Source organism: Streptomyces sp. NBC_01549, from assembly GCF_026339955.1.
Taxonomy (GTDB): Bacteria; Actinomycetota; Actinomycetes; order Streptomycetales; family Streptomycetaceae; genus Streptomyces.
The window spans coordinates 6033301-6054935 of sequence record NZ_JAPEPW010000001.1 but is presented as its reverse complement, the minus strand read 5'-3'; the positions used below and the strand labels follow the sequence as shown (position 1 = coordinate 6054935).

Below are 21635 nucleotides of genomic sequence, written 5' to 3'. Positions count from 1 at the left end.
GAACCGGCTCCCCATTCAATCCGCAGGCCGGAACTGTCAGGTCAAGCGGGGTGAACCACCTCGCAACTCGCTGGACGCTGCCGACCGTCTGCCGCTGCAGGCAGGCAGGCAGCTGCCGAAGAAGGGAACATCTCCATGCACATGCGACGGATCGCGTCGGCTGTGGCGGCTACCGCCATCGCTGCCGGCGGGATGGTTGCCAGTACGGGAACAGCCGAGGCCGCGCGTATCTCCTGCTACGCCTCCAGCTGCAACCACCTCAACCCGTACAAGACCACCTGTACCGGAGACGCAATCCGGCCTGTGCCGGGCGCGAAGGACAGCGACGGTTCCGTGGTGTACCTGTACTACAGCCCTTCCTGTCGTGCCACGTGGGCCGAGACCTGGAACGCTCCCTACAAGACCCGCATCGTGGTCTACCGGGACGGCGGAAGCCTTTACAGCGAGGACTGGGCGACCTACGGGGCGCACACCTGGACAGGAATGATCAACGACGCCGGTTATAAATCCTTCGCCGTGATCTGCCCGCCTGACGGTTTGGGCTGCGCTCAAACCAGCTCCTACTGAGCACAACCGCTGCCGAACCCGCACCAGAGTGCACGGTGGGGCCGGGCTGCTGGCCGGCGCGAGGGGACCGGCCAGCAGCCCGGCCCGGCGGCCAGGACGATACCCACCGCTCGTCGGCGGTGCGGATCCGCCTTCTGCGGCCGACACGCCCCGCAGCGCGCCTGAGCTGCGGTCCAGCCAGTGGCCTGGGTGCGGCAGATGGGCAGGCTGCTCCGTCCGGGCGGAAAGGCCGCTGCCAAACGACACAGACCGCACCAAGATCGGGCCGATCGGCCGCCGTGAACAACCCAAGTGCGCCGTGCAGTACGGCGCCAGTGCATTAAAGGAGCCCCACGCATGAAACCCCGCATGCATCGCGCCACGGTGCTGGAATTCGAGGACTACGTCCGTACCCGGCACGACGCTCTACTGCGCAGCGCCCGGCGCTTGGTCGGCGACCCGCTCGACGCCCAGGACCTCCTGCAGATCGCGCTGTTACGCACTTACCGCCAGTGGGAACGCATCGCCGACAAACGACTCGCCGACGCCTACCTGCGCCGCGTCATGATCAACACGCGCACCGAGTGGTGGCGGGCACGGAAACTGGAAGAAGTTCCGACCGCACACATACCCGAGGCGTCCGTCAAGGACTCCAGCGACCAACACGCCGACAGGGCCCTGCTGACGGAAGTCCTGCAGGATCTGGCCCCCAAACAGCGCAGCGTCGTCGTGCTCCGGTACTGCGAGCAGATGACCACGAACGAGACCGCCGCCACGCTCGGCATGGCCCCCGGAACGGTCAAAAGCACACTGCATCGCGCGCTCACCCAACTCCGTCAGGAGATCGCACGCCGCGACCCTGACGCGGCATCGGCGTGAGCCACGGGACACGGATGAGCAACGGCCTGCCGCCAGAGGAGACGACGCACACGCTTGGCGGGAACGGCTGGGCTGGCACCGGCTGCCCTCCTCTTTACGCTCAAGCACAGAGCACCCCTGTCGGTCCCCGCCCCGAGCACCTTGCGTTGCGTACGCCGACACGGCACGATCTCATCCGTGAACGAGCAGAGGCGGTGGGGCGCATGGACGCCGAATTAACGGCGCTCGCTTCCTCAGGTGCGACGACCTTGATCGGGCTGATGGTGACGGACGGCTGGCAGCAGGTACGCCGCCGCTTCGCAGCCCTCTTCGGACATCAGAGCACGGACGTGGACGAGGAACTGGAACGCTCCAGAAACACGCTGGTAGCAGCTCGTCAGGCGATGGACCCAGCGACCGCCGACGACCTGGAGGCCGAGTGGCGCTCCCGGCTTCGCCGGCTGCTGGCCGACGACCCCGGTGCCGCCCATCAACTCCGCGCCGTTCTGGACGAGTTGGCTGGCCCGGCGGACGGGGTGCACACCGAGACCCACTTCCGGGAGACCACCATCAACGGCCCGGTCAACACCGGTTCGGGGGCTCAGATCACGTACGGCCTCACCTACGGAACGAGAAGCGACCCGAGCGTTCATGAGTGACGACCGGAATCACGGCCGTTCTGCACAATTCCACACCAGCTTCGACCGAACCACGATCAACGGTGCGGTGAACACCGGGTCAGGCCCGCAGACCAATATCTTCAACATCTTCAACAACATCGTTTCGCCCACCCGGCTGGAACGGCTGGCGGACTCAGCGGCAGCGGCCGCCAGGGCTCACTGAGCGGACAGGTCCCCCCTACCCTGCAACCCCGAGGCCTGCCCCGCCCGCCATCCGTAGCAGGTTCCGTCATACCCGACCGTCGACCCGCCACCCCCTCAGGTGCCGCGACTGGCCACCGTCCCGCCGCACCGGCAGGCGTCGTGACCGGGCACGCCGGCCCGCTGGACAGCCTACGGGTTTCATTCTTTGCTTCCGTCGGTGGTCCCGGCACGGGAATCATGGCGACACCCGCGACCGCTCGGACCCGGACGCCCACACCAGCCCGGAACCTTGCCGGTGTATTCCCCCAGTCTGCCCGTGCCTTCCGCACGGCTGAGGGTCAGGCGGCCGGGATCGCGCGTCCGCTTCCTCTTGACCAGGTCCCTCAGGCGCAGCGAGACGCTCTCACCGGGCTCGCGGGGGCGGGCGGCCGGGTGATGGTGATGAACCCGCGTCCAGACGGTGACTGCCTGATGAATGCCCTGCTGGCAAGCGAGTTGATGCCCGGGGGTGAAGCTTTCGGGTTCGAGGCCCCGCTCGAGGATGGCCTGGTGCAGCCGGCGACGGCCCAGGCCGTCCGCGAAGACGCCGCGGACCGGCTTCAGGCGGAACTGGCTTCAGACCTTCGCCCCCTGTGGGACACCATCTACACCATCGTCCTTCACGGCTACGCCACAGATCACGCCGCCCGCGTCGACGACACAATGGGTATGAGCCAGGATGAATGGTACCAAATGCATTACCGGTGGGCCCAACAACCAGAGGCCGCCGCAGAACTGGACGCCTACCGCCAGACACTCGTCGACCAGCTACGGACATCAGGATCATGGGCCAACACCGCAGGCGACGCCGCTCCCATCCTGCTCGCCCGCATCTTCCGCCTCAACATCGAGGTCATCCAGCCCAACGGAGCCGTCGTCCTCCTCAACCCCGTGAACTCCGACCGGCGAGTCGTGCTCCTGCGAACCGGACACGACGGCCACCACTGGATGGGCACCCGCTGGCCGGGAGCGCAATGAGGTCTTCTCGGCAACGTGATGGCTGCGGTGCGTGACCGCGTTCGGGTGGTTGGGGCAGTGACCCGACATCAGATATGGGTGAAGCCCCTGGTAGGAACGAGTCTGCGAAGATGTACGCATTCAGAAGGAATGGGCCTGATCGGTTACGTTCGGTGAGGGTCGCCGGTCAGGTGGTCTGTGCGATGGGTGGCATCCAGAGGTTGCCGGTGAAGGCGCGGTGGATGGCCTCGAAGGCGGTCAGGCCGTGTTTGCGGGCGGAGTCGAGGTAGGAGCGCACGCCGAGCCAGGCCTTGGCGCCGGTCTCGGACTGGTGGCAGCCGGAGATCTTCAGCTGGGTCTTGACCGGCCGGAGTGCGCGCTCGCCGCAGTTGTTGGTGAAGGGCACGTGCCGGGGGTCGTCGGCGCAGCGCAGGACGTCGTGCGCCTGGTCGCGAAGCCGGGTGAGGAGGTTGCGGGCCGGACTCTGTTTCCGGCCCGGCACTTTGGGGTGAAGGCTGAGCCCGACCTTGATGCCCTGGTGGAACGCCTCGTACTGCAGGAGGAGGGCGTCGGGCGCGATCTCGGTGATCTCCCGGTTGCGGACGCGTACGGCTTGGCGGTTCAGGCCGGCCAGGGCCCAGCGGATCTGCTGGTGCCACTTCTGGTCGGGGAAGTCCTCCTCGGCGGCGGTGAGTTCGCGGATCAGGTGGGCGCCGCACAGTTGGTGTGTGCACGTGTCGTAGCCGGCGTAGAGGGAGAGGGAGTCGTGGACCAGGACGCCCCGGAAGTGCGGCAGGACCTTGCCGGTCTCCGCGCCCTTGCGGGAGCGGGGCGCGAGGTGGAGGAGGGTAAGGAAGTCGGTGCAGGCGACGCGGAGCCAGCGCCGCACCGAGCCGATGCGGGTGGTGGTCTCGTCGGCGTGCAGGACATGCCCCATGGTCAGCAGGGCCCGGATCAGGTTCAGCGAGTCGGCGACCAGGTCGGCGGCCTCGGGCAGCAGGGAGGCCACCCAGCCGGTGGAGACCTCCGCGCCGGTCACGTCCTTGAGCAGGATCGCGGTCCGCTCGACGGGAATGTGCTGGAAGACCAGCAGGTAGACGGCGAGCGCCCGCAGGTTGGCACCATAGGAGGAAGGCGATCCCGCGCCCGCACCACACAAACCCGCCCCCACGGTGTCCCGGCCGACGTACGCACCTGGATCAGAGCACAACACGCCGCCTGGCCCCACCTACGCCCCCAACAGCAACAACTCCTCACCGACCTGGACATCACCCCCAGCACAGAAAATGCCGCCGCCCGCCGCCGGACCAGCCGCGTCTACCCCTCAAGCCCCGGACTCGCCCACGCCCGCGCCTACGCCGCCCTGAACGGCCACCTCTCCTGCAGCAAAAACACCCACCACGACGGCTTCGCCCTCGGCAACTGGCTCGTACAAACACGCCGCAGAGCCCGACAAGGACGCCTGGCCACCACCACCAGCCAGGCACTCGACACCCTCGACCCCTGGTGGAACCCACCCTGGCCCAGCATCTGGCAACGCACCTACCAGCAGGCGAAGTTGAACCATCGCAACGGCCAGGACCCCTCCCCCACCCTCCAGCGATGGACCGAGCGGCAACGCACCCGCTGGAACACCCTCCACCCCCAGCAACAACGCCTCCTCACCACCATCGACATTCACCCCGGATAGAACCGACAACAGCGGCACTGTCAGACCCATGCGGGACAATTCCGCCATGGGTGAATCTCTCGCGACACAGATGTTGAGCGCGGACCTTGAGACGGCCTGCCCTGCCTGCGGCTACCTGATGTGGGTCCGCTACTCGGAGGTCGTGGCCCAGACCGCCGTGATCTGCCCCTGCTGCTACACCCAGATCTGGCTGGTCGACGAGACCGGCAGCGCGCAGAACGCGGGCGACGTCGTCCAGCAGCAGATCACACAAGCTCTGAAAGGCCTCTTCCGGTGAAGTACCAGCAGCGTCTCCAGGTCGCCGTACGCGAACGCCTGCGCAAACTCATGACCGCGCCCTACTCCAGCGCCGGCCACGAAGTCCACCTCGCCGTCACCTGGATCAACAGCCAACCCGCCCTCACAGGACTCCTCGAAGAGGCAGCCCGGCAGGAGCCGGACCTAGACCGGGAGAAGTTCCGCACCGGCCTGTCCCGTAGCGGGCGGTTCTTCTGGTCAAGCCGGACCGAGGAAGGACGGGCCTCGCTCGTCTGGGAGCTGATGCAGGACATCGCCAAGGCGGAAGCGGAGGACCCAGAAGCCGGCTGGCGCGTCGGAAGCGACTACAGTCCCAAGAGCAGCCTCCAGGACAGTTGGCGGGAGTTCGCCGAGGACATCCTGCAGCCCCTGTTCGACTTCCTCAGCGAACACGTCGGCGCCGAAAGCAGCATCCTGCACACCCTCGAGCGCTACCGCACCCGCATCGAGTGGTTCGACCGCGAAGAGCTGTACACGCGCTTCGAAGCCGATCGCGCCAACGGCGAAGAGGTCTACAACCTCGACCTGCAGCGCTTCCTGTTCCTCGAAGGCGACCACATCACCCAGGCCAAACCACGCTCAGCCTCCGGCGAAGCCGACCTCATCGGCGACCTCGACGGCCGCGACCCTCTGGTCTGCGACGGAAAGATCTTCGACGGCAAGGGGCGCGGCAAGGGCTACCTGGTCAAAGGGCTGCATCAGGTCATCAAGTACGCCCACGACTACGGGCAGCACACCGCCTACCTCGTCATTTACAACATCAGCGACAAGCTCCTCGAGATGCCAACTGACGGCACCCCCGGTGCCTGGCCCCCGTACACCGAAATCGCCGGTGTCCGCGTCTACTTCATCCACGTCCGCGTCCTGCCACCCACCACCACCGCCAGCAAAGCCGGCAAAGCCACCCGCGTCACCCTCACCCACGACGACCTCACCAACCCCGACACCCCTTGAGGCCGCGTCACGCCAAGTAGCGGCCCACTGGAACTGCACCACGATCAACCAATCTGCACAGACGACATGCAAGCAGGTCAGACAGCCACCGCACCGCTCAGAACCACACCCCGAGCACCCCAGCACCTCGAAGACCATCCCGAAGAACTGAGAAGTCCCAGCTCACAGCCATAGCAACAGCTCAGAAAAACTGGGCGACGACACGCGTCACCGAACTGGAGACGTTGGGGATGGTGTGGTCGGCGTGGGACACCGCGTGGGCCGATGGCCTCGCCGTGGCGAAGGACTACGCGGCCGTACACGGCCACTTCCTCCCGCCCACCAACGCCGTCTGGGGCGGGGACCGCATGGCCATCGGGGTATGGGCCAAGAATCAGCGCGCCGCCGCCCGGAAGACCCATGAGAACGCCGTACGGCGTGCCGCCGGGGAGACGGGCGTCTCGTCGGCTGGGGAACTATCGGAGAGCCGTCTGGAGGCTCTGGACGCGATCGATCCGGCCTGGTGCCCGGCCGCCTGGGGAATCGACTGGCAGCGCGGCTTCCACCTCACACTCATGCATGTCCGGTCCGGCGGGGCGCTGCCCGTACGGGCGGGCGAGGTGCTCGTGCAGGGCGAGGACCTTGGCGCCTGGACGATGGCGCAGCGCGTGGGCTGGGATGCGCTGGCGCCCGCGCAGCAGTGGATGCTCGACAGCGTCCTTGGACTTGAGCCCGCCGGCGAGACGGAGCAGCCGTCTGCGCGCCGGACTCAGGCCGCCCGGTGGGCCGGCCATCTCGCTGCGGCTCGTCAGTTCCACGCCCGCGAGGGTCACTTGAACGTGCCGCGCAAGCACGTCGAAGACGTCGGCGGCATCCCAGCCAAACTGGGTGGATTCCTCGACAACACCCGCCGCAGGGCCGACAAGCTCGCCCCGGAACGCCGCGCGGAACTCGACGCCCTCGACATGCACTGGTCGTGAGCTGATCTCCTGGGGCGGAGCCGCTGCAGCCGTTACGGCTGCAGCGGCTGTGCCGCCCTAGCGCTGTATCAGGTACCCGCCGTATCCCCCGCCGGCCACGAGGGCCGTCAGGAAGGCCATGGCCCGCGGGGATACGTAGAAGCCGATGTTCACGTCGAGGTCGTCGCCGACCTGGACACGGATCTTCTTAGTGCGTTGTGGCAAAGGGAGTCCCTGTTCGATGAGCAGGGACTATTCCGTGTGCGGAGCATGATTGCGGAGGGATAGGGGCAGGCAGCGGACGGCTTGTTGTGGATCGAGGAGGGTGCGATGCCGTCGGTGCTGGGGTTGATGGAACAGCGTGAGGCGCGGGCGAGGCGGGATCTGGAGTCTTGGACGGAGGTTCTGGAGCAGGCTCAGGCGGAGGTGGATGCCGCGCGGGAGCGGGTCGAGCGGGCCCGGGTGGGGCGTGAGGAGCTCGTGTCGGTGCTGGCCGAGGAGAGCGACGTTGATACGCCGGTTTCCGTGTCGTCTGGCGGTGAGACGGCTGCCGGTGTGGGATCGAGCGGCCCCGGCGCGGGGCAGGGCGAGCGGCCGCCGGTGTGGCGGTCGGGCATGGGCGAGGAAGCGCTCAGGGGCTTGTACCGGGAGGTGTTCGCCGCGGTGGTGGCTGCGTCGGGGCCGGTGAACGGAGTGGAGCTGACGCGGGCGGTGGGCCGGGAGGCGGAGATCAAGAACGAGGTGGAGAAGATCCGTCACCGTGCCTATGTGCTGGAGAAGCGGGGCTGGCTGGTGCGGGCGGGGGACGGACGGTTCATGCCCGCGCCCGCAGCAGTCGGCCGGGGCGCCTCTCCGGCCAGCGCGGAGCGTCCCCGGCCAGGCGCCTCGACAGCCTGATCACAGCGGCCCACCACACCATCTGGGTGTGGTGGTCGGGGCGGCGTTCGTGGTCGCGGTTGAGGCGGCGTGAGCGGGAGAGCCAGCTCAGCGTGCGCTCCACCACCCACCTGCGGGCCAGTACGACAAATCCGCGCCTGCCGTCGGAGCGGCGCACGACCTCGATCCGCACTCCGTGGCGGGCAAACGCCTTCGCCAGTGCCGGACCCTGGTAGGCGCTGTCGACCCACACCAACTTCAGCAGCCGGCCCGGCTGGTCCATGAACGTCTCCAGCAGCGCGGGGGCGGCCTTGGAGTCGTGCACGTCGGCCGTGGTCACGGTGACCTCCAGGAGCAGGCCCTCGGTATCGGTCAGGATGTGACGCTTGCGCCCGTCACGTGACTTCCCGCCGTCGTATCCGCGGCTGTCCTCGCCGACGGTCTCGGAGGCGTCCACCGACTGACTGTCGATGATTCCCGCGCTGGGCTCGGTGTTGCGGCCTGCGCGTTCCCTCGCCACGCAGCGCAGGCGTTCGTGCAGCTCACGCACGTAGTCGCAGGCCCGCCAGCGGCGGAAGAAGTCGTAAACCGCCCGCCAGTACGGGAAGTCGACCGGCAGGGCCATCCACTTCACGCCGTTGTCGACCAGGTAGCGCACAGCGTCGAGCATCTCGCGGTGGCAATACGCCTCCGGACGCCCGCCCTGCTTGAGGAGCCAGGCCGGTACCGGCATCGCCGCGCGGACCTCGGCCCACTCCGCGTCCGTCATGTCACTGGGATAGCAGCCTGCCCGCCGTCCCGGAGCGATCGAACCGAACCTGTGCGCGTAGCAGTCGCACTCCGGGGTGACCGCGGTGGACGCGGGTACAGCAGAGATGGTCAACTGGTCGGACAACGGGTCTCCTTGCTCGTGACCGGCCTCAACAACCACGTCACTACCAAGGGGCCCGTTTCTTCATGCCCGCGACCACACCGGCAACTCTGTCCGAACGATCACCCGCGCCGCAGGCTTCGAACGAGATCCGGTTTGCCACAACGCACTAAGACGAGGACGCAAACGACCCATCGAACGCTCCCGACTAGGGCACTACCCGACGCCATGTTCCCCCTACGTTCCCCTTGACTCACCAAGGAGGCCCGTCGCTATGCACTCCGAGGAGAAAGGCCAGGTCAGCGTTCCAGCGCACCTTCGGTGCGCGCCGGGGGCGTGGTAAATCCCGTGGCGTGCGCTGAGGTGCTTCTGTCCGCCCTGACGTGGGCTGATGCATGTCCGGGACGCTGGAGGGGTTCGTTCCGGCCGAAGTCGATGTCTCTGTGATGCCGGTGAGCTCGCAGGTCAGCGTGACGCTGAGGGCCGTCCACGGGAACCGTGGAGTGTTGCTGTGAGCACGTGCGTCAGAATTCCTGTTTTGCCCTGGCCCTCCCGGAACGGCATACCGGTTGTCGGCTGGGAGGGAGCAGAGCCGTGGACGTGTTGCACGAACGCTGCGCTGGTGCGGACATCAGCAAGAAGGACGCCAAGGTGTGCGTTCGCGCGCCGAGTACGAAGCGGCGGGGGTCGTTCACCACCGAGACCACGACGTGGGGTTCGACGACGAACGCGGTCCTTGCCCTGCGGGATCACCTGCTCGCGGCCGAGGTCACGCTGGTGGTGATCGAGGCCACCAGTGACTACTGGAAGCCGTTTTACTACCTGCTGGCCGAGGACTTGGACGTGATCCTGGTCAATGCGAGGCAGGTCAAGAACCTGCCCGGCCGCAAGACCGACGTCTCTGATGCGGCCTGGCTGGCCCAGCTCGGCGCTCACGGCCTGGTCAGGCCGTCGTTCGTGCCCGACCAGCCCGTGCGTGAACTGCGGGACCTGACCCGCGCCCGCACCCAGCTCACCCGCGAGCGCGGCCAGATCGTCCAGCGCCTGGAGAAGCTACTGGAGGACACCGGGATCAAGCTCGCCGCGGTCGCCTCCGACATCATGGGCGTCTCCGGCCGGGCCATGCTGGAGGCTCTCGTCTCGGGTGAACGCGAGCCACAGACCCTCGCGGAGCTGGCCAGGCGCAAGCTCCGCAACAAGATCCCCGAACTCACCGAAGCCCTGACAGGCCGCTTCCGCGACCATCACGCTTTCCTGGTCCGGCTGCACCTGGACCACTACGACCAGCTCACGGATTCGGTCGGACAGCTGGATGCACGGATCGAGGAGGCGATGGCCCCCTTTCGCCCCGCGCTCGACCTGCTCGACACCATCCCCGGGATCAACCGCGCGGTCGCCGAGGTGATCATCGCCGAGACCGGCGGCGACATGGCCCGGTTCGCCTCCGCCCGGCACCTCGCCTCCTGGGCCGGGGTCTGCCCCGGTCACCACGAATCCGCCGGCCGCACCAAAAACACCAAGGTCCGTCCCGGCAATCCCTACCTGAAGGGAGCACTCGGGCTCGCGGCGTTCGGCGCGGTGAGAACCAAAGACACCTACCTGCAAGCCCGTTACAAGCGGCTCACCGCTCGCCGCGGCCCGCTCAGGGCCCTGGTTGCCGTCGAGCACTCGATCATCACCGCGATCTGGCACATGCTCACCGACAACGTCACCTACCGCGAGCTCGGCGGCGCCTACTTCACCCAGCGCGACCCCGAACGCGCCACCCGCCGCGCGATCAACGCCCTCAACCAGCTCGGCTACACCGTCACCCTCAACCCGCGAGGAGCCACAGCCTGACCACCCCACGCCCAAACACCCGGCAGCCCCTCCGGCCACCGGACGCTCAGTCCTGCCCAAACAACCCCTGACCTGGACCTATTTACGCGTCAGAGGCTTAGATCACGGATTTCGTCGCCGAATACAAACCGTCGACCTACGCATTACGATTTCGTCGCGCCCAGACATCCACCACTCCACCGCAGACTGCGTCCTGCCTCACTCCAATTGCAGAGCCGCGAGGGTAGAGCAACAGCGCTATGTCCGATCGATCCGAACCAACTGAGAAGCGTCGCTCGTCCCTCTGCTCCTGGGACTTTTTAGGAACTTTCAGCGCTGCCCGAGGGACTTCCGAGGGACTTTTTGCCGCCTAACGCGGCAAGCTCTCGAAAGATCGGAAAGGGCCTCCGACGCAGGCCAGAAGGCCTTTCCGAGGTAAAGCCGCAGGTGGCGGTAGACGAGTCGGGATGTACGCCGGGTTCTGTTCTACACGCCAACGGGGTATCAGAGACGCTAACGAGCTCATGCTCGACGTCCGGCTCCCCGACCGCTTCCCTGCCGCCCGTGCCGCCGCCCGAAGCAGTGGTAGGCACCACCATCGAACACTGGACTTGGAGGGCCGAGCGAGGACAGTTCGACCCCCGCAAGGAACTGGCCGCGCAGATGAATTTCCGAACGATCTCCGTGTATACGGCCAGCAGCCCCAACTCCCGCGTCTCCGGATCACCTCCGCCTGCGCGGAGAACACGTGGACCGACCGGCGGCAACAACACGGCAATTCCGCGGCTTTCAGTCCGCTGTCGCTTCACCCGTCGCTGACGCTCACGGTAGTTCGCCTACGGCAGACGCCCACGACTTGAGACCTGCGCGGACATCATGCCAACGTACGGGTGCTGGCAAAACCGCAGCTCAACGGGAGGATGATCCAGCGTCTTGGACTGCTACGCCCGAGACCAACAGTCGCACCTCAGCATCCCCTGAGGCAGCCAATACGCGCTACCAGAATTTCCCGGTTTCACCAAGCCCAGACTTCTCCGGATCGTGAGGGCATCAACGTTTCTGACCCTGGAGACCGGAGATGCACGACCAGATCGCATCCACGCATGAAGCCGCGTTCTTGAACTTGAACAAGGCGGCCGAATACCTTGGAATTTCACCGAACACCCTGTATGTATGGCGTCACCGACGGCAAGGTCCGCCGAGCTTCCGCATGGGCCGCCGCGTCATGATCTCGGCGCTCGATGAGTGGGTCACAGCGCAGGAGCAGGCGGATTCACGTTCCCACGTTGCTCTCAATCCACTCAACCAGAAGCCGATGAAGCGCGCCGTACGCACTCCTTGAGCGCTATCTACGAGTCCGAAGGCGGTGCGTCGATCTTTCGAGTCCCGGCGCGCAACTGCCCACCATGCCATACGACCATACCCAACTGAGTTCATAGGAGAACATTCCCTTGGCGGGGTACATAGAAGACCGCTGGCTCAAGAAGAAGCCCAACAAGGACACCGGTAAGCGGGAGCGAACTGCCCTATGGGGCCAGGGCAAGCGCTACCGAGTGAAGGGCATCCCGGGCGTCCGGGACCGCTCGTTCGAAACGAGCGAGGACGCGAAGCAGTGGCTCGCCAAGGCGCAGACCGACACCACACGTGGCGAATTCGTCGCCCCCCGAGACGGGGCGATCCCCCTCGCCCAGTACATCGAGAAGCACTGGTGGCCGAGCCGATCGGACGAACCGTCGACCGCCGCCCCCATGCGCAGCAAGATCTGGAACCACATCATCCCGTTCCTGGGTGCAACGGCGCTCCGGGACATCGACGCTGCCGTGCTGCGCGTCTGGAAGGCCCAGCTGCTGACACGGGTCGAGGCGTCCACGGCCCAGGTGATCTGGATCCACCTTTCCACGATCCTAGAAGCCGCCGTCGACGACGGCCGCCTGGTCAAGAACCCCTGCAAGGCCAGCCGGACTGTCAAGGCGCCCAAACCCGCGAAGAGGAAGGCCAAGGCATGGGCCAGGCCGACCGTGGATGCCGTCCGGGCGGCCCTCCAGGATCGATACCGCATCGCGGTGGACCTCGGTGTTGGCCTCGGCCTGCGCCAAGGCGAGGCGTTCGGCCTCGGCGAGGAGGACTTGGACTTCGATGCCGGTGTCGTACACGTCCGCCGGCAGCTGCAGTGGGACTTCAAAGGAAGGCCGTACTTCTGCCTGCCCAAGGGCGGCAAAACGCGAGACGTTCCCCTCTCCCCCAACCTCGCCAAGCGTGTCCAGGACCACTTGCGCCGCTTCCCTTCGATCGCCTGCACGCTCCCGTGGCGTAACCCTGAGCCGCCGGCGACCGAGCTGGAAGGGCGACAGCGTAAACCGATCAGCGTCCGGCTGGTCCTGAGCTCCCCGCAGGCCAATCGAATCAACTACTCGATGTGGAGCAAGCGGAGCTGGCGGCCCGCACTCGCGGCGGCCGGTGTCGTGAAGAAGGTCGGCGAGAAAGCTGAGACGTACGGAGGTCGCAGCCGTCGGTACCCCGTCTACGAACTCTCCCGCGAGGACATGTTCCACGTCCTCCGGCACACGTACGCGAGTACCCAGCTTGAGGCCGGCGAGTCGATCGTGAGCGTGTCGGAGTGGCTCGGGCATGCCTCGCCGCAGACCACGCTGACGCACTACGCTCACTTCATGCCCGGGGCGGGCAAGCGGGGCCTCGCCGCCATGGACGAGTGGTTCGATCAAGATCCACAACCGAATGTCCCTGAGAAGTCCCTGGGCGCCCCACAGGCCCAGAACAGGCCATGAAACCGCAGGTGAGGGCGGTAATCACTCACACGGACAACGTGTACGAGGAGCGAGGAGTACAAGGAGCCGCTGTACGCCGCTCCCCCGCTGCTCCAGCGCATGGTCGACGCGGGCCGGCTCGGCCGGAAGTCCGGCTCGGGCTTCTACATGTACTAGCGAGTGCGGCAACGCCGCCAAGTGGCGCTGTTCAAGAGCGAGTTCACCCGGAACAGCGCCCACGGCGGCACTACCGTCCCGCGGCTCCCGCGGCGCCCGCCAGGTCCCCATCCGCGCGTCCTCGCCCAGCCCACGTGGACTGCACGGGAACACGGCCTGTTGAGCGGCATCGACCGACAACAAACTGACCCTGACCTGGGACGGCGGGCAGTATCGGACCTGCCTTCTCCTGTTCCATACGGAAGCCGCAGACCGGACTCACGTCGCCTACATGCCGGACACCACCTGGCCAATAGACGGGCACCCGCCAGGCTCATCCCGGGGTTCGTCTCACGCCCCGGTTCTGATGTCGTCTTTCTGTCTTTCGACACGTCAGCAGCGATTCACTTGCGTTCGTCTTTCCGGTCCCCACCTGACGCCTCTTACGACGCCTTTTCCTCATCGCTCACCACGACAGTCTTCAGCTAACGCAGCATGAGGTCGAAGTCCTCGATGGAACGCCCGTTCACCCCTGGCGCGCCCTTGTTGGCCTTGACCTTCTCGTACGCCTCCTGAACCTCCCACTTCGAGATCTCAAACGGCTTGTCTGATGATTTCAACTGGTCCACCCAGCTCCTCCCGGAGAACCTCCGGTTGACCGAACGAACAATCAGCCACGGATGCCCCGGTCTCTTCATTCCCCCTTCATTACAAAGGGTTCCTCACTACTACGAGCCGGTCCGCCAGCACGCCCCGCATCGGTACTCGAGCCCTCACGGTTCCTCCGCTTGGGCCACTCCCTCTCGCCACCCGTTTTGCACTAGCGACATTATCGAGACGTGCCTTCTCACGTTCCATGCGAAAGCCGCAGATCAGACTCACGTCGCCTCCGTGCCGGACACCGCCTGGCCAGTAGACGGGACTCCCGCCAGACTTATCCCGGAGCAACCACAAATCTCCGGTTCTGATGTCACTTATCTTCTAACGACACTTCAGCAGCGATTCACTTGCGTTCGTCTTCCTGATCCCCACCTGACAGCTCTACCGCCGCCTTTTCCACATCGCTCACCACGACGGTCGTCAACCAACGCAGCATGTGGCGGTTTGGCACCATCCCCCGCAGGACGGCGCCGAAGGGCCAATTCCTTCATCTCTCGCACAGCACCGCATCGCGAAGCTCTTCCTACCTGAACTCCCCTCTGCGCTCGTGACACACGCGGTTTGAAGCCCCCCCCGCAGGGCGACTCCGAAGGGCCACAAAACCTTCATCATCCGTACAACACCATTCCTGGAAGCTGTCCTGCAACCAGCTCCCTTTCATGTTCAGGACACAAGAGACGGGACACCCGGCAGCGGCGGGGCAGAAGGCGTAGCAGCTCCGGCGAGCCGCCGACGACCACCGGATGTCCGACCTCGGTGAGCATGGGCAGGTCGGTGACGTGGTCGCCGTAGCCGTAGCAGTCGGCGACGGCCACCTGCGGGTACCTGTCCAGCACTGCCCGTACGGCCTCCCGCTTGGCCGTTCCGATCATCGGCGGCCCCAGCAACTCCCCCGTGAACCGGCCACCGTGCGCCGCCGGCCGTGCGCAGACGACCTCGGCCGCGCCGATCGCCTCGGCGATCGGCTCCAGGACGGCCGACAGGGAGCCGGAGACGAGAACCACCGCCGCGCCGTCGGCGAGATGGCAGCGCAGTGCCGCCAGTGTTTCGGTGCGGAAGAAGCCGCCCTCCCGAGCGCGCTCGGCGAACCACCGTCGACCCCAGGCGGTCACCTCGCTCACCAACTCCCCCTGCCAGGCCCGGAAGTAGGCCCGGTTGAGCAGCTCCCGCGGCTCGCCTGCGGCGGCTCGGGCCGCCAGCTCCGCGCGCAGCGCGGTCGCACCGGCGGTCGCGGTGGGGCCGTACCGCTGCTGCCGGTAGTAGACGAGGAAATCGAAGAGGCTCTTGCACGTGATCAGCGTCTCGTCGACGTCGCTGAAGACCAGGGTGTGCGGCCCCCGCAGGCCACGACCGGCAGCGCTCACCGGCCCAGCACCGTCTCGGCGTACTCGTGCGCGGCCGCTTCCAGGCGCAGCGCCCCGTGTGCCGCGGCCGTGTGCACATCGCGCCAGCAGCGCTGAAGTTCGCCGGCGGCATCGTGGGCCTGGGCGCCGCCGCTCCGGAAGAGCCGCTCCACCGCGGTGACCAGGAGGTCGACGACGAAGGCCACGTCGCGGCGGTTCTCCGCCACGGCGAGGGCGCCCTGCTCGGTGTCCGCCCGGTGCGCGGCCCGTTCCAGCAGCAGCCCCGCGGCGTCGATCTCGGCGGAGGAGCGGGCGAGCACCTCCCGCGCCGAGCTCCCCGGCCCCCGAGCCGCTCGGCCGCCCGGGCCGTCCAGGCGCGCAGCGCGAGGCGGGCCGCGCCGAGCGCCGGCGCGGCGAGGATCGCGGGGCCGCCGAGGTGGGCGGGGACCGTGTGACAACGGGCCCGCCCTGGGCCGGGGGTGCCGCGCAGCATCTCCGTCAGCGGGAAGGCGCGGTGGCGAGGGACCTCCAGTGGGGCCACCGTCACCGAATGGCTGCCGGTGCCGCGCAGGCCGGTGCTGTTCCAGGTGTCGAGCACGGTCACCGCCTCCGCGGGTACGGCGAGGACGAGAGGGCCGGTCCCGGGCTCGCCCTCGGGTTCGGGCACGGCCAGCAGCAGCCAGTCGGCGTCTGTCACGCCACTGACGCACCGCCACTCACCCTGCAGCAGCCAGCCGTCGGGGGTGGGCACAGCCGCGCCGGAGGGGGGCACCACGGCTGCCGAGATGCGCACATCGGGCGACGTTCCCCACAGGTCCCGTCGCCCCTCGGGCGGCAGGTAGGCGGCGAACCGTCCGTGCGCGGCCCACAGCCCTGCGCACCAGGCGGTGGAGGCACACTGCTCGGCGAGTTCGGCGGTTCTCAGCAGCAGTTCGGTGAAGGTTCCCTCGTGGCCGCCCCAGGCTGCGGGGACGAAGTGCCGGGGAAAACCCGCTTCGGTCAGGGCCGACACGGTCTCCGGGTGCAGGCGGCGGCTCTCGTCGGCCTCGGCGGCGTGGTCGCGTACCGACCACGAGGAAGCGGGGGCGACGGGTGCGGTCGTGTTCACAGCTCGGCTCCTGGGATGGAGTGGATGGAGAGTGGACGGAGATCGGGGACTAACAGGACGTCCGACGGGTTTCAAAAATTCCTGCAAGAAGGTATTTTTGCTGTTGATCGGGGGTGCCAGTCGGAGAAAGGGGCTATGTCATGCCCAAGCAGGAGCGTTCCCGCCGGACCTATGAGCTGGTGCTCGACGCTGCGGCCGCGGAATTTGTGCGTTTCGGCTACTCCGATGCCAGCCTGGGTCAGGTCGTCGAGCGGACCGGCCTGACGAAGGGCGCCCTCTACGGGCACTTCTCGTCGAAGCAGGACCTCGCCGCGGCGCTGCGGCGCCACCTGGAGGCGGTGGTCGAGGAGTTGCTCGGCGATATCGGCCAAAGACAGGGCCAGGGATTCGCCGAACTCGGGGAGTTCATCTGCTCCGTGGCCGAACGCATCTCGGCGGATGTGCGCCTGCAGGCCGCACTGCGCCTCGCCGACGAGGAGTTCCGGGCCGGCGGCAAGCCCTCGGTGCTGCTGGCGAGCGTCCAGGAGATGTCCCGCAAGCTGCTCCGGGAGACAAAGGCCGCAGGCCGGCTAGATGTCGCGCTGCCCCTCGATGCGTTCGCCGACCTGACGGTGGCCCTGCTCTTCGGTGCCTACCACGCGTCGGGCGAGCTCAGCGGGGAGGAACTCCCGCAGCGCGTACGGAACATGTGGAGCGTCCTGGCGAAGCTCGCCACCAAAGGGGCGGGATGAGGCCCCGGCGGTCAGGCGGCGTGGGAAAGGCCGTCCGGTTGGTCACTCCGGTCGCTCCAGGTCATGGCGACCGTGGTGACGACCGTGCCGCCCTGGGCGATGTCCAGGAGCAGCCGGGAGGCCGCTCCGTGCGGCTGCTGCTCGCGGACGACCAGGTCGATGGGCCGATCGAGTTCGGCGAAGGCGAGGCAGTCGGCCCGCAGCCCGGTCAGAACCCGCGGTGCGCCGCCGTTCCCGGGCCGGTCCTCGGCGGTGAGCATGTGGCCTAGTTGGCGGGCGCCTTCCAGCTGGGCCATCAGCGGCATGTGGTCGACAGGGTGGTCGAAGAGGACCGCGTGGTCGAGGTCGGCCCGCATCCGCCAGCCGCGGGAGGAGCGTTCGAGGACGCTGCCCTTGGCGCGCAGCCGGCCCACCCGCTGGGCCGGCACCCGCTCGCCGAGCGGGCGGGCCGCTTCCTCCGGGGCGGTCACGGAGGGGGCACCGCGGTGGCGGAGCAACTGGTAGCGCCGCTCGTCCACGGCGGCGAAGCGGAGGCTGCCCCGGCCGAACTCGCGGCCCTCGATGCTGAGGGCGACGTCCAGCCGTACCTCCGACCGCCGGGGCCGCTCCTCCGAGCGGTGCCAGGCGGCATCCAGGATGACGGGCAGCAGGGTGCGGCCGATGCGCAGCGCGGTGTGGTCGGTGACCTCGAAGGAGAGGCCGAAGCCGATGAAGCGGTGGCCGAGCGGGACGCCGTACCAGCGGTGCGCGAGGTAGAGCGAGGCCTGTCGCAGAGTTTCGGCCACCAGCAGCGGATCGCTGAAGCCGAGGCGGTCCGGGTGGTAGAGCGAGTGGTCGCGCGGCCACTGGGCGGCGACCAGGAAGCGGTCGTCCCCGACGGGCAGGGCATCGGTCACGAAGACCTCCGCCATGGCCGCCCGGTGGACGAGATGGCGCGGAATGGGTTGCAGGAAGGTCAGTTCGGGCTTGAGAGTCGGCAGCGCAGCATGAATCTGCATGGTTCCCCCTATGGTGACAAGCGCGCAGGCTTACGAATCGGTGTTCGAGAGCAGGCGGTGCTGGCGAAAAAATATACCTCCTGGAAGGTATGATGCAAGGGGGGTTCCAGGGAACGGTCACATATGAGACTTTCCACGCGAAGAGGACATGGAGGGCCAAGGTGGCGAAGGAAACCGAATCGCGCCCGGTGCGTACGCGCCGTGCCGCGACCAACGCCAAGGGCGAGCCGCTGAAGCAGGACCGCGCGGCCCGCACCAGGGAGAGCGTCCTGGAAGCCGCTGCGGAGGCCTTCGCCGCGAAGGGCTTTCCGGAGGTCACCGTCCTCGACGTCGCCGAACGAGCCGGCCTGACCAAGGGAGCGGTCTACTTCCACTTCGCCAACAAGGACGCGCTCGCCGTCGCGGTCGCCCAGGAGTTCTACGGCCGGGTCGGCGAGGTGACGGAGGCTCTGCGCCGCGAGAACCGCACGCCGCTGGACCGGGCGATCGAGTTCGTGCGCCGCAACGCCGTACTCTTCCGCGACGACCCGGTCATCCAGGCCGGGGCGCGGCTGCAGATCGAGCGTCGCTACATCGACTCCTCGCTGCCCACGCCCTACGTGGGGGCGCTCGAGGCGCTCACCGAGTTCCTCACCGGCGCCGAGGAGGAGGACCAGCTGAGCCCGGGTGCCGATCCCGAGGTGCTGGCCCGGGTGCTGCTGTCCGCGTTCTTCGGCGCACAGCACATGTCCTGGGTGCTCAACGACCGCAAGGATCTGGTGGAGCGGGCCGAGGAAACCCTGCAGTGCCTCTTCCCCGGGCACCGCTCCTGACAACCTGAGCACTGCTCCTGGCCATGGGCCGCGGGTGCTCCGCGAGCACCCGCGGCGACCCCGACAGGGGACGGGCAGCGGACGGGCAGCGGCGATCCGGGCCCAGGTCTCGGTCGGCACCGCTCGGCCACCGTCCGCCGGCCGGCCCTCGCCCGGAAGGGTGGGAGGCGAGCCCCCGGTGCACCGCGAACAACATGGCGCACCACAGGCACGTCTCGCCTACCGGCACCGATGCGGTGGGCGGAGGGAGAAGGTGCCTGCCGGTCCGGTGACGTCTCTCAAGCCGCCGCCTCACGGCGCGTCAGGCCCTGCGGCACGTGGTACGCGATGTGTGCGGAGACCAGGGTGGTGTCTCCCTGTACGGCGGTGACCTCCGCACTCCGCGGTCCGGCCGCCCGGCCGGGCCCGGGCCGCACGGTGATGCGCACCGGCGCGTCCAGCTCCCCGAACGTCTTGAAGACCGCGGCGACACGCGTGAGGGTGGGCCGTGACGGAGCGCCCAAGGCGGCCACGGCCTGTCGGAACGCCTCCAGGAGCAACATGCCCGGTACGTGGTCGGACGGGTGGTCGAAAAGCACCGGATGACCGAGGTTCATGTCCAGCCAGAACGCGCCGTGGGGACCCCCGGGGTCCCGGGCGAGCAGCACATGGTCGTCGTGCCCGTATCCCACCTGACGGGGGTCGAGCCGCCGGAGCCCCTCGGGGAGCACTTCGGCCGGCCGGGCTTCCGCCTGTTGCCTCGTGCGGTTGCGGGCCATCGCGTAGAGCCTGGAGTCCAGCACCTCCCAGTGCATGCGGACCCGGCCGATGCGGGCGCCGTCGACCGATGCCACGGCTTCGAGGGTCATGCCAAGGCGGCGCGGAGTCCTTGCCGTCCGCGTGCACGCGACGTCGAGGACGACAGGGACCGGGCCCTCGTGGCAGGCCGTCGATCCACTGCCCTGCAGATCGAACTCGAGCGCGTTGAGGACGAACGGATGCCCCTGCGGTATGCCGTAGAAGCGGTGCGAGACATGGATGAGCGCCTGGCGGACCGTCTCCACCAGCAGCAGCGGATCGGTCCGGCTGCTGTTCCCGTCGTGATGGAGGAACCCGTCGCGGCGCCACAGGGCGGCCACCGTGAAAAGGTCTTCCTCCGTCCGGCGGGCGTCGGTGAGGAAGACCTCCGCCGCGGAGGCCTTGTGGACGGCGCTGGGCGGCAGTTGACGGCTGAACGAGAGTCTGCGGCCAGGTCCCGTCGGCGTTGTCCGTCGTGCCGGAAGGTACCTTGGCGATGCGCTGATGGACATGCGAAAACCACTCCCCCTTGTGTGATGTCCCCAAGACGCGGTCACCCCGTGCCGCATGGGGCAGGCCGGGTGACCGCTGATCACGACGAGAAAATATACCTCTGCGAAGGTATATTGCTAGGGGTTTCAACCGACGAGCGAAGGAAGCGACCGTGAGCCAGAGGCAGGACAGCAACCGGGGGCCACTGTGGCTGGCGCCGAAGACGGCAGGCTCCTCCGTCACCCTCGGGCCGGAACCTCGGCAGGAGCGCGCGGTGCGCACCAGGGCGGAGATCCTGCGCTGCGCGGCGCAGCTCTTCGCGGAGCGCGGCTACCAGCAGACGGGCATCAAGGACGTGGCGGAGAAGGTCGGGATGACCAAGGGGGCGGTCTACTTCCACTTCCCCAACAAGCAGTCCCTGGCCGTTGCCGTCGTGGAGGCGCTGTACTCCAGCTGGCCTCTGGCACTGCAGGCGGTGAGGGCCAAGGGGCTCTCGCCGCTGGACACGGTGATCGAGATGTTCAACGAGGCCACGGCGGCGTTCCTGAACGACCCGGTCATGCAGGCCGGCACCCGGCTGCAGAACGAGCGGGACGTCATCGACGTCGAGCTGCCGCTGCCCTACGTGGACTGGACGAACCTGATCTCGATGCTCCTGCGCGAAGCCCGGGAGCAGGGCCAGCTGGCGGAGCACGTGGACCCTGACGTGGCCGCCCGGGTGGCGGTCGCGGCGTTCTTCGGCGCCCAGCACATCTCCAACAACCTCCACGAGCGGGCCGACTTCGCCGAACGCTGGCGGGAGGTGCGGGACCTGCTGTTCCCCGCGCTGCGCGCCCGGCCGCGGCCCGCCTCCGACCAGCGCTGACCCTCCGGGCACCCGGCGCGCCGAGGGCGCGCCGGCCGGGGTGCCCGCCCGCATACCTGCCGAGACGCTCGCCCGCCTCGGCGCCGCAGCGCTGCGACCAGGTGAACCACCCGTGACTCGACGACTTTTGACGCAGCGCCAGGCCTCCTCTTAGAAAAATACCTTCTCAAAGGTATGCTTCGTGTGTCAGGATCAATCCAGGCGCTCGACAGGGGCCAGCCTGAGAGCCACCCGAGGTCTGTGCAGAGGTGTGTGCCGAT

The 21635-nt window shown here is 67.7% G+C and carries 24 protein-coding genes and 2 pseudogenes; 17 read left to right on the top strand and 9 right to left on the bottom strand.

The window, feature by feature from the left end; all coding sequences use genetic code 11:
- The first annotated feature begins 135 nt into the window (after positions 1-135).
- From OG819_RS27015 to OG819_RS26995, 5 genes are all read left to right on the top strand, one after another.
- A complete protein-coding gene (locus OG819_RS27015; RefSeq protein WP_266651383.1) occupies positions 136-567 on the top strand; it encodes a DUF2690 domain-containing protein in 432 nt (143 codons plus the stop codon).
- 348 nt (positions 568-915) lie between these two features.
- Positions 916-1425 carry a SigE family RNA polymerase sigma factor gene (locus tag OG819_RS27010; protein ID WP_266652861.1) on the top strand — a complete coding sequence of 170 codons (510 nt, stop codon included), beginning with the start codon at positions 916-918 and terminating at the stop codon, positions 1423-1425.
- 203 nt (positions 1426-1628) lie between these two features.
- Complete coding sequence (locus tag OG819_RS27005) at positions 1629-2063, top strand: hypothetical protein (RefSeq protein WP_266651382.1); 435 nt, start codon at positions 1629-1631, stop codon at positions 2061-2063.
- The gene (locus tag OG819_RS27000) at positions 2056-2247 is read left to right on the top strand and encodes a hypothetical protein (protein ID WP_266651381.1); all 192 of its coding nucleotides are present in this window, start codon (positions 2056-2058) and stop codon (positions 2245-2247) included. Before OG819_RS27005 ends, OG819_RS27000 begins: the two co-directional genes overlap by 8 nt.
- Positions 2248-2699: 452 nt before the next feature.
- Entirely contained in the window at positions 2700-3245 is a 546-nt protein-coding gene (locus OG819_RS26995; RefSeq protein WP_266651380.1) for a hypothetical protein, read from the top strand.
- 166 nt (positions 3246-3411) lie between these two features.
- On the opposite strand, the gene OG819_RS26990 is transcribed toward OG819_RS26995, so the two are convergent.
- Entirely contained in the window at positions 3412-4395 is a 984-nt protein-coding gene (locus OG819_RS26990) for an IS66 family transposase (protein WP_266651379.1), read from the bottom strand.
- Here OG819_RS26990 and OG819_RS26985 point away from each other — a divergent pair.
- From OG819_RS26985 to OG819_RS26970, 4 genes are all read left to right on the top strand, one after another.
- Complete coding sequence (locus OG819_RS26985; protein ID WP_266651378.1) at positions 4300-4914, top strand: helicase associated domain-containing protein; 615 nt, start codon at positions 4300-4302, stop codon at positions 4912-4914. The genes OG819_RS26990 and OG819_RS26985 overlap by 96 nt on opposite strands.
- A gap of 46 nt (positions 4915-4960) precedes the next feature.
- On the top strand, positions 4961-5191 hold the full coding sequence (locus OG819_RS26980) for a hypothetical protein (protein WP_266651377.1): 231 nt from the start codon (positions 4961-4963) through the stop codon (positions 5189-5191).
- Positions 5188-6165 carry a hypothetical protein gene (locus tag OG819_RS26975; RefSeq protein ID WP_266651376.1) on the top strand — a complete coding sequence of 326 codons (978 nt, stop codon included), beginning with the start codon at positions 5188-5190 and terminating at the stop codon, positions 6163-6165. Before OG819_RS26980 ends, OG819_RS26975 begins: the two co-directional genes overlap by 4 nt.
- 230 nt (positions 6166-6395) lie before the next feature.
- Positions 6396-7124 carry a helicase associated domain-containing protein gene (locus OG819_RS26970; protein ID WP_266651375.1) on the top strand — a complete coding sequence of 243 codons (729 nt, stop codon included), beginning with the start codon at positions 6396-6398 and terminating at the stop codon, positions 7122-7124.
- A 57-nt stretch (positions 7125-7181) separates the two neighbouring features.
- On the opposite strand, the gene OG819_RS26965 is transcribed toward OG819_RS26970, so the two are convergent.
- The gene (locus tag OG819_RS26965) at positions 7182-7328 is read right to left on the bottom strand and encodes a hypothetical protein (RefSeq protein WP_266651374.1); all 147 of its coding nucleotides are present in this window, start codon (positions 7326-7328) and stop codon (positions 7182-7184) included.
- A 105-nt stretch (positions 7329-7433) separates the two neighbouring features.
- Here OG819_RS26965 and OG819_RS26960 point away from each other — a divergent pair, with 105 nt between their 5' ends.
- Positions 7434-8000: a hypothetical protein gene (locus OG819_RS26960; protein ID WP_266647764.1), complete on the top strand. Its 567-nt coding sequence runs from the start codon at positions 7434-7436 to the stop codon at positions 7998-8000.
- On the opposite strand, the gene OG819_RS26955 is transcribed toward OG819_RS26960, so the two are convergent.
- Complete coding sequence (locus OG819_RS26955) at positions 7918-8874, bottom strand: IS5 family transposase (protein ID WP_266647766.1); 957 nt, start codon at positions 8872-8874, stop codon at positions 7918-7920. The genes OG819_RS26960 and OG819_RS26955 overlap by 83 nt on opposite strands.
- Positions 8875-9444: 570 nt before the next feature.
- Here OG819_RS26955 and OG819_RS26950 point away from each other — a divergent pair.
- The 4 genes and pseudogenes from OG819_RS26950 to OG819_RS26935 all read left to right on the top strand — a co-directional run.
- Positions 9445-10689, top strand: coding sequence for an IS110 family transposase (locus OG819_RS26950; protein WP_266651373.1), 1245 nt, complete (start codon positions 9445-9447; stop codon positions 10687-10689).
- Between the two features lie 1057 nt (positions 10690-11746).
- On the top strand, positions 11747-12010 hold the full coding sequence (locus OG819_RS26945; protein WP_266651372.1) for a helix-turn-helix domain-containing protein: 264 nt from the start codon (positions 11747-11749) through the stop codon (positions 12008-12010).
- A 109-nt stretch (positions 12011-12119) separates the two neighbouring features.
- Positions 12120-13454 (top strand): site-specific integrase, encoded by a 1335-nt coding sequence (locus OG819_RS26940; RefSeq protein WP_266651371.1) that lies wholly within the window; start codon positions 12120-12122, stop codon positions 13452-13454.
- A 51-nt stretch (positions 13455-13505) separates the two neighbouring features.
- Positions 13506-13610 (top strand): annotated as a pseudogene (locus OG819_RS26935) (3-hydroxyacyl-CoA dehydrogenase family protein); the annotation flags it as partial.
- Positions 13611-14074: 464 nt separating this feature from the next.
- Here OG819_RS26935 and OG819_RS26930 read toward each other — a convergent pair.
- The 4 genes and pseudogenes from OG819_RS26930 to OG819_RS26915 form a co-directional block, all read right to left on the bottom strand.
- Positions 14075-14209, bottom strand: a complete 135-nt coding sequence (locus tag OG819_RS26930) for a hypothetical protein (RefSeq protein WP_266651370.1) — start codon at positions 14207-14209, stop codon at positions 14075-14077.
- 648 nt (positions 14210-14857) lie between these two features.
- On the bottom strand, positions 14858-15613 hold the full coding sequence (locus tag OG819_RS26925) for an HAD-IB family hydrolase (protein ID WP_266651369.1): 756 nt from the start codon (positions 15611-15613) through the stop codon (positions 14858-14860).
- A complete protein-coding gene (locus tag OG819_RS26920) occupies positions 15610-15912 on the bottom strand; it encodes a hypothetical protein (protein WP_266651368.1) in 303 nt (100 codons plus the stop codon). Before OG819_RS26920 ends, OG819_RS26925 begins: the two co-directional genes overlap by 4 nt.
- Positions 15913-16526: 614 nt before the next feature.
- Positions 16527-16604 (bottom strand): annotated as a pseudogene (locus tag OG819_RS26915) (hypothetical protein); the annotation flags it as partial.
- Positions 16605-16840: 236 nt separating this feature from the next.
- Between OG819_RS26915 and OG819_RS26910 the strand changes: the two are divergent.
- The gene (locus OG819_RS26910) at positions 16841-17431 is read left to right on the top strand and encodes a TetR/AcrR family transcriptional regulator (protein ID WP_266651367.1); all 591 of its coding nucleotides are present in this window, start codon (positions 16841-16843) and stop codon (positions 17429-17431) included.
- Between the two features lie 11 nt (positions 17432-17442).
- Here the strand turns inward: OG819_RS26910 and OG819_RS26905 are convergent, their stop codons facing one another.
- Positions 17443-18429, bottom strand: a complete 987-nt coding sequence (locus OG819_RS26905) for a ScbA/BarX family gamma-butyrolactone biosynthesis protein (RefSeq protein WP_266651366.1) — start codon at positions 18427-18429, stop codon at positions 17443-17445.
- Positions 18430-18590: 161 nt separating this feature from the next.
- On the opposite strand from OG819_RS26905, the gene OG819_RS26900 reads away from it, so the two are divergent.
- Positions 18591-19241, top strand: a complete 651-nt coding sequence (locus OG819_RS26900) for a ScbR family autoregulator-binding transcription factor (RefSeq protein ID WP_266651365.1) — start codon at positions 18591-18593, stop codon at positions 19239-19241.
- Between the two features lie 278 nt (positions 19242-19519).
- Here OG819_RS26900 and OG819_RS26895 read toward each other — a convergent pair whose 3' ends face one another.
- Entirely contained in the window at positions 19520-20530 is a 1011-nt protein-coding gene (locus OG819_RS26895; RefSeq protein ID WP_099923622.1) for a ScbA/BarX family gamma-butyrolactone biosynthesis protein, read from the bottom strand.
- A 152-nt stretch (positions 20531-20682) separates the two neighbouring features.
- Here OG819_RS26895 and OG819_RS26890 point away from each other — a divergent pair, with 152 nt between their 5' ends.
- Positions 20683-21375, top strand: coding sequence for a ScbR family autoregulator-binding transcription factor (locus OG819_RS26890; protein WP_099923621.1), 693 nt, complete (start codon positions 20683-20685; stop codon positions 21373-21375).
- Positions 21376-21635: the final 260 nt, after the last annotated feature.

What these genes read in the sequence shown, in the direction of transcription:
- OG819_RS27015 (WP_266651383.1), top strand. Translation starts at nt 136, where the DNA reads ATGCACATGCGACGGATCGCGTCGGCTGTGGCGGCTACCGCCATCGCT.
- OG819_RS27010 (WP_266652861.1), top strand. Translation starts at nt 916, where the DNA reads ATGCATCGCGCCACGGTGCTGGAATTCGAGGACTACGTCCGTACCCGG.
- OG819_RS27005 (WP_266651382.1), top strand. Translation starts at nt 1,629, where the DNA reads ATGGACGCCGAATTAACGGCGCTCGCTTCCTCAGGTGCGACGACCTTG.
- OG819_RS27000 (WP_266651381.1), top strand. Translation starts at nt 2,056, where the DNA reads ATGAGTGACGACCGGAATCACGGCCGTTCTGCACAATTCCACACCAGC.
- OG819_RS26995 (WP_266651380.1), top strand. Translation starts at nt 2,700, where the DNA reads ATGAATGCCCTGCTGGCAAGCGAGTTGATGCCCGGGGGTGAAGCTTTC.
- OG819_RS26980 (WP_266651377.1), top strand. Translation starts at nt 4,961, where the DNA reads ATGGGTGAATCTCTCGCGACACAGATGTTGAGCGCGGACCTTGAGACG.
- OG819_RS26970 (WP_266651375.1), top strand. Translation starts at nt 6,396, where the DNA reads ATGGTGTGGTCGGCGTGGGACACCGCGTGGGCCGATGGCCTCGCCGTG.
- OG819_RS26960 (WP_266647764.1), top strand. Translation starts at nt 7,434, where the DNA reads ATGCCGTCGGTGCTGGGGTTGATGGAACAGCGTGAGGCGCGGGCGAGG.
- OG819_RS26945 (WP_266651372.1), top strand. Translation starts at nt 11,747, where the DNA reads ATGCACGACCAGATCGCATCCACGCATGAAGCCGCGTTCTTGAACTTG.
- OG819_RS26910 (WP_266651367.1), top strand. Translation starts at nt 16,841, where the DNA reads ATGCCCAAGCAGGAGCGTTCCCGCCGGACCTATGAGCTGGTGCTCGAC.
- OG819_RS26905 (WP_266651366.1), bottom strand. Translation starts at nt 18,429, where the DNA reads ATGCAGATTCATGCTGCGCTGCCGACTCTCAAGCCCGAACTGACCTTC.
- OG819_RS26895 (WP_099923622.1), bottom strand. Translation starts at nt 20,530, where the DNA reads ATGTCCATCAGCGCATCGCCAAGGTACCTTCCGGCACGACGGACAACG.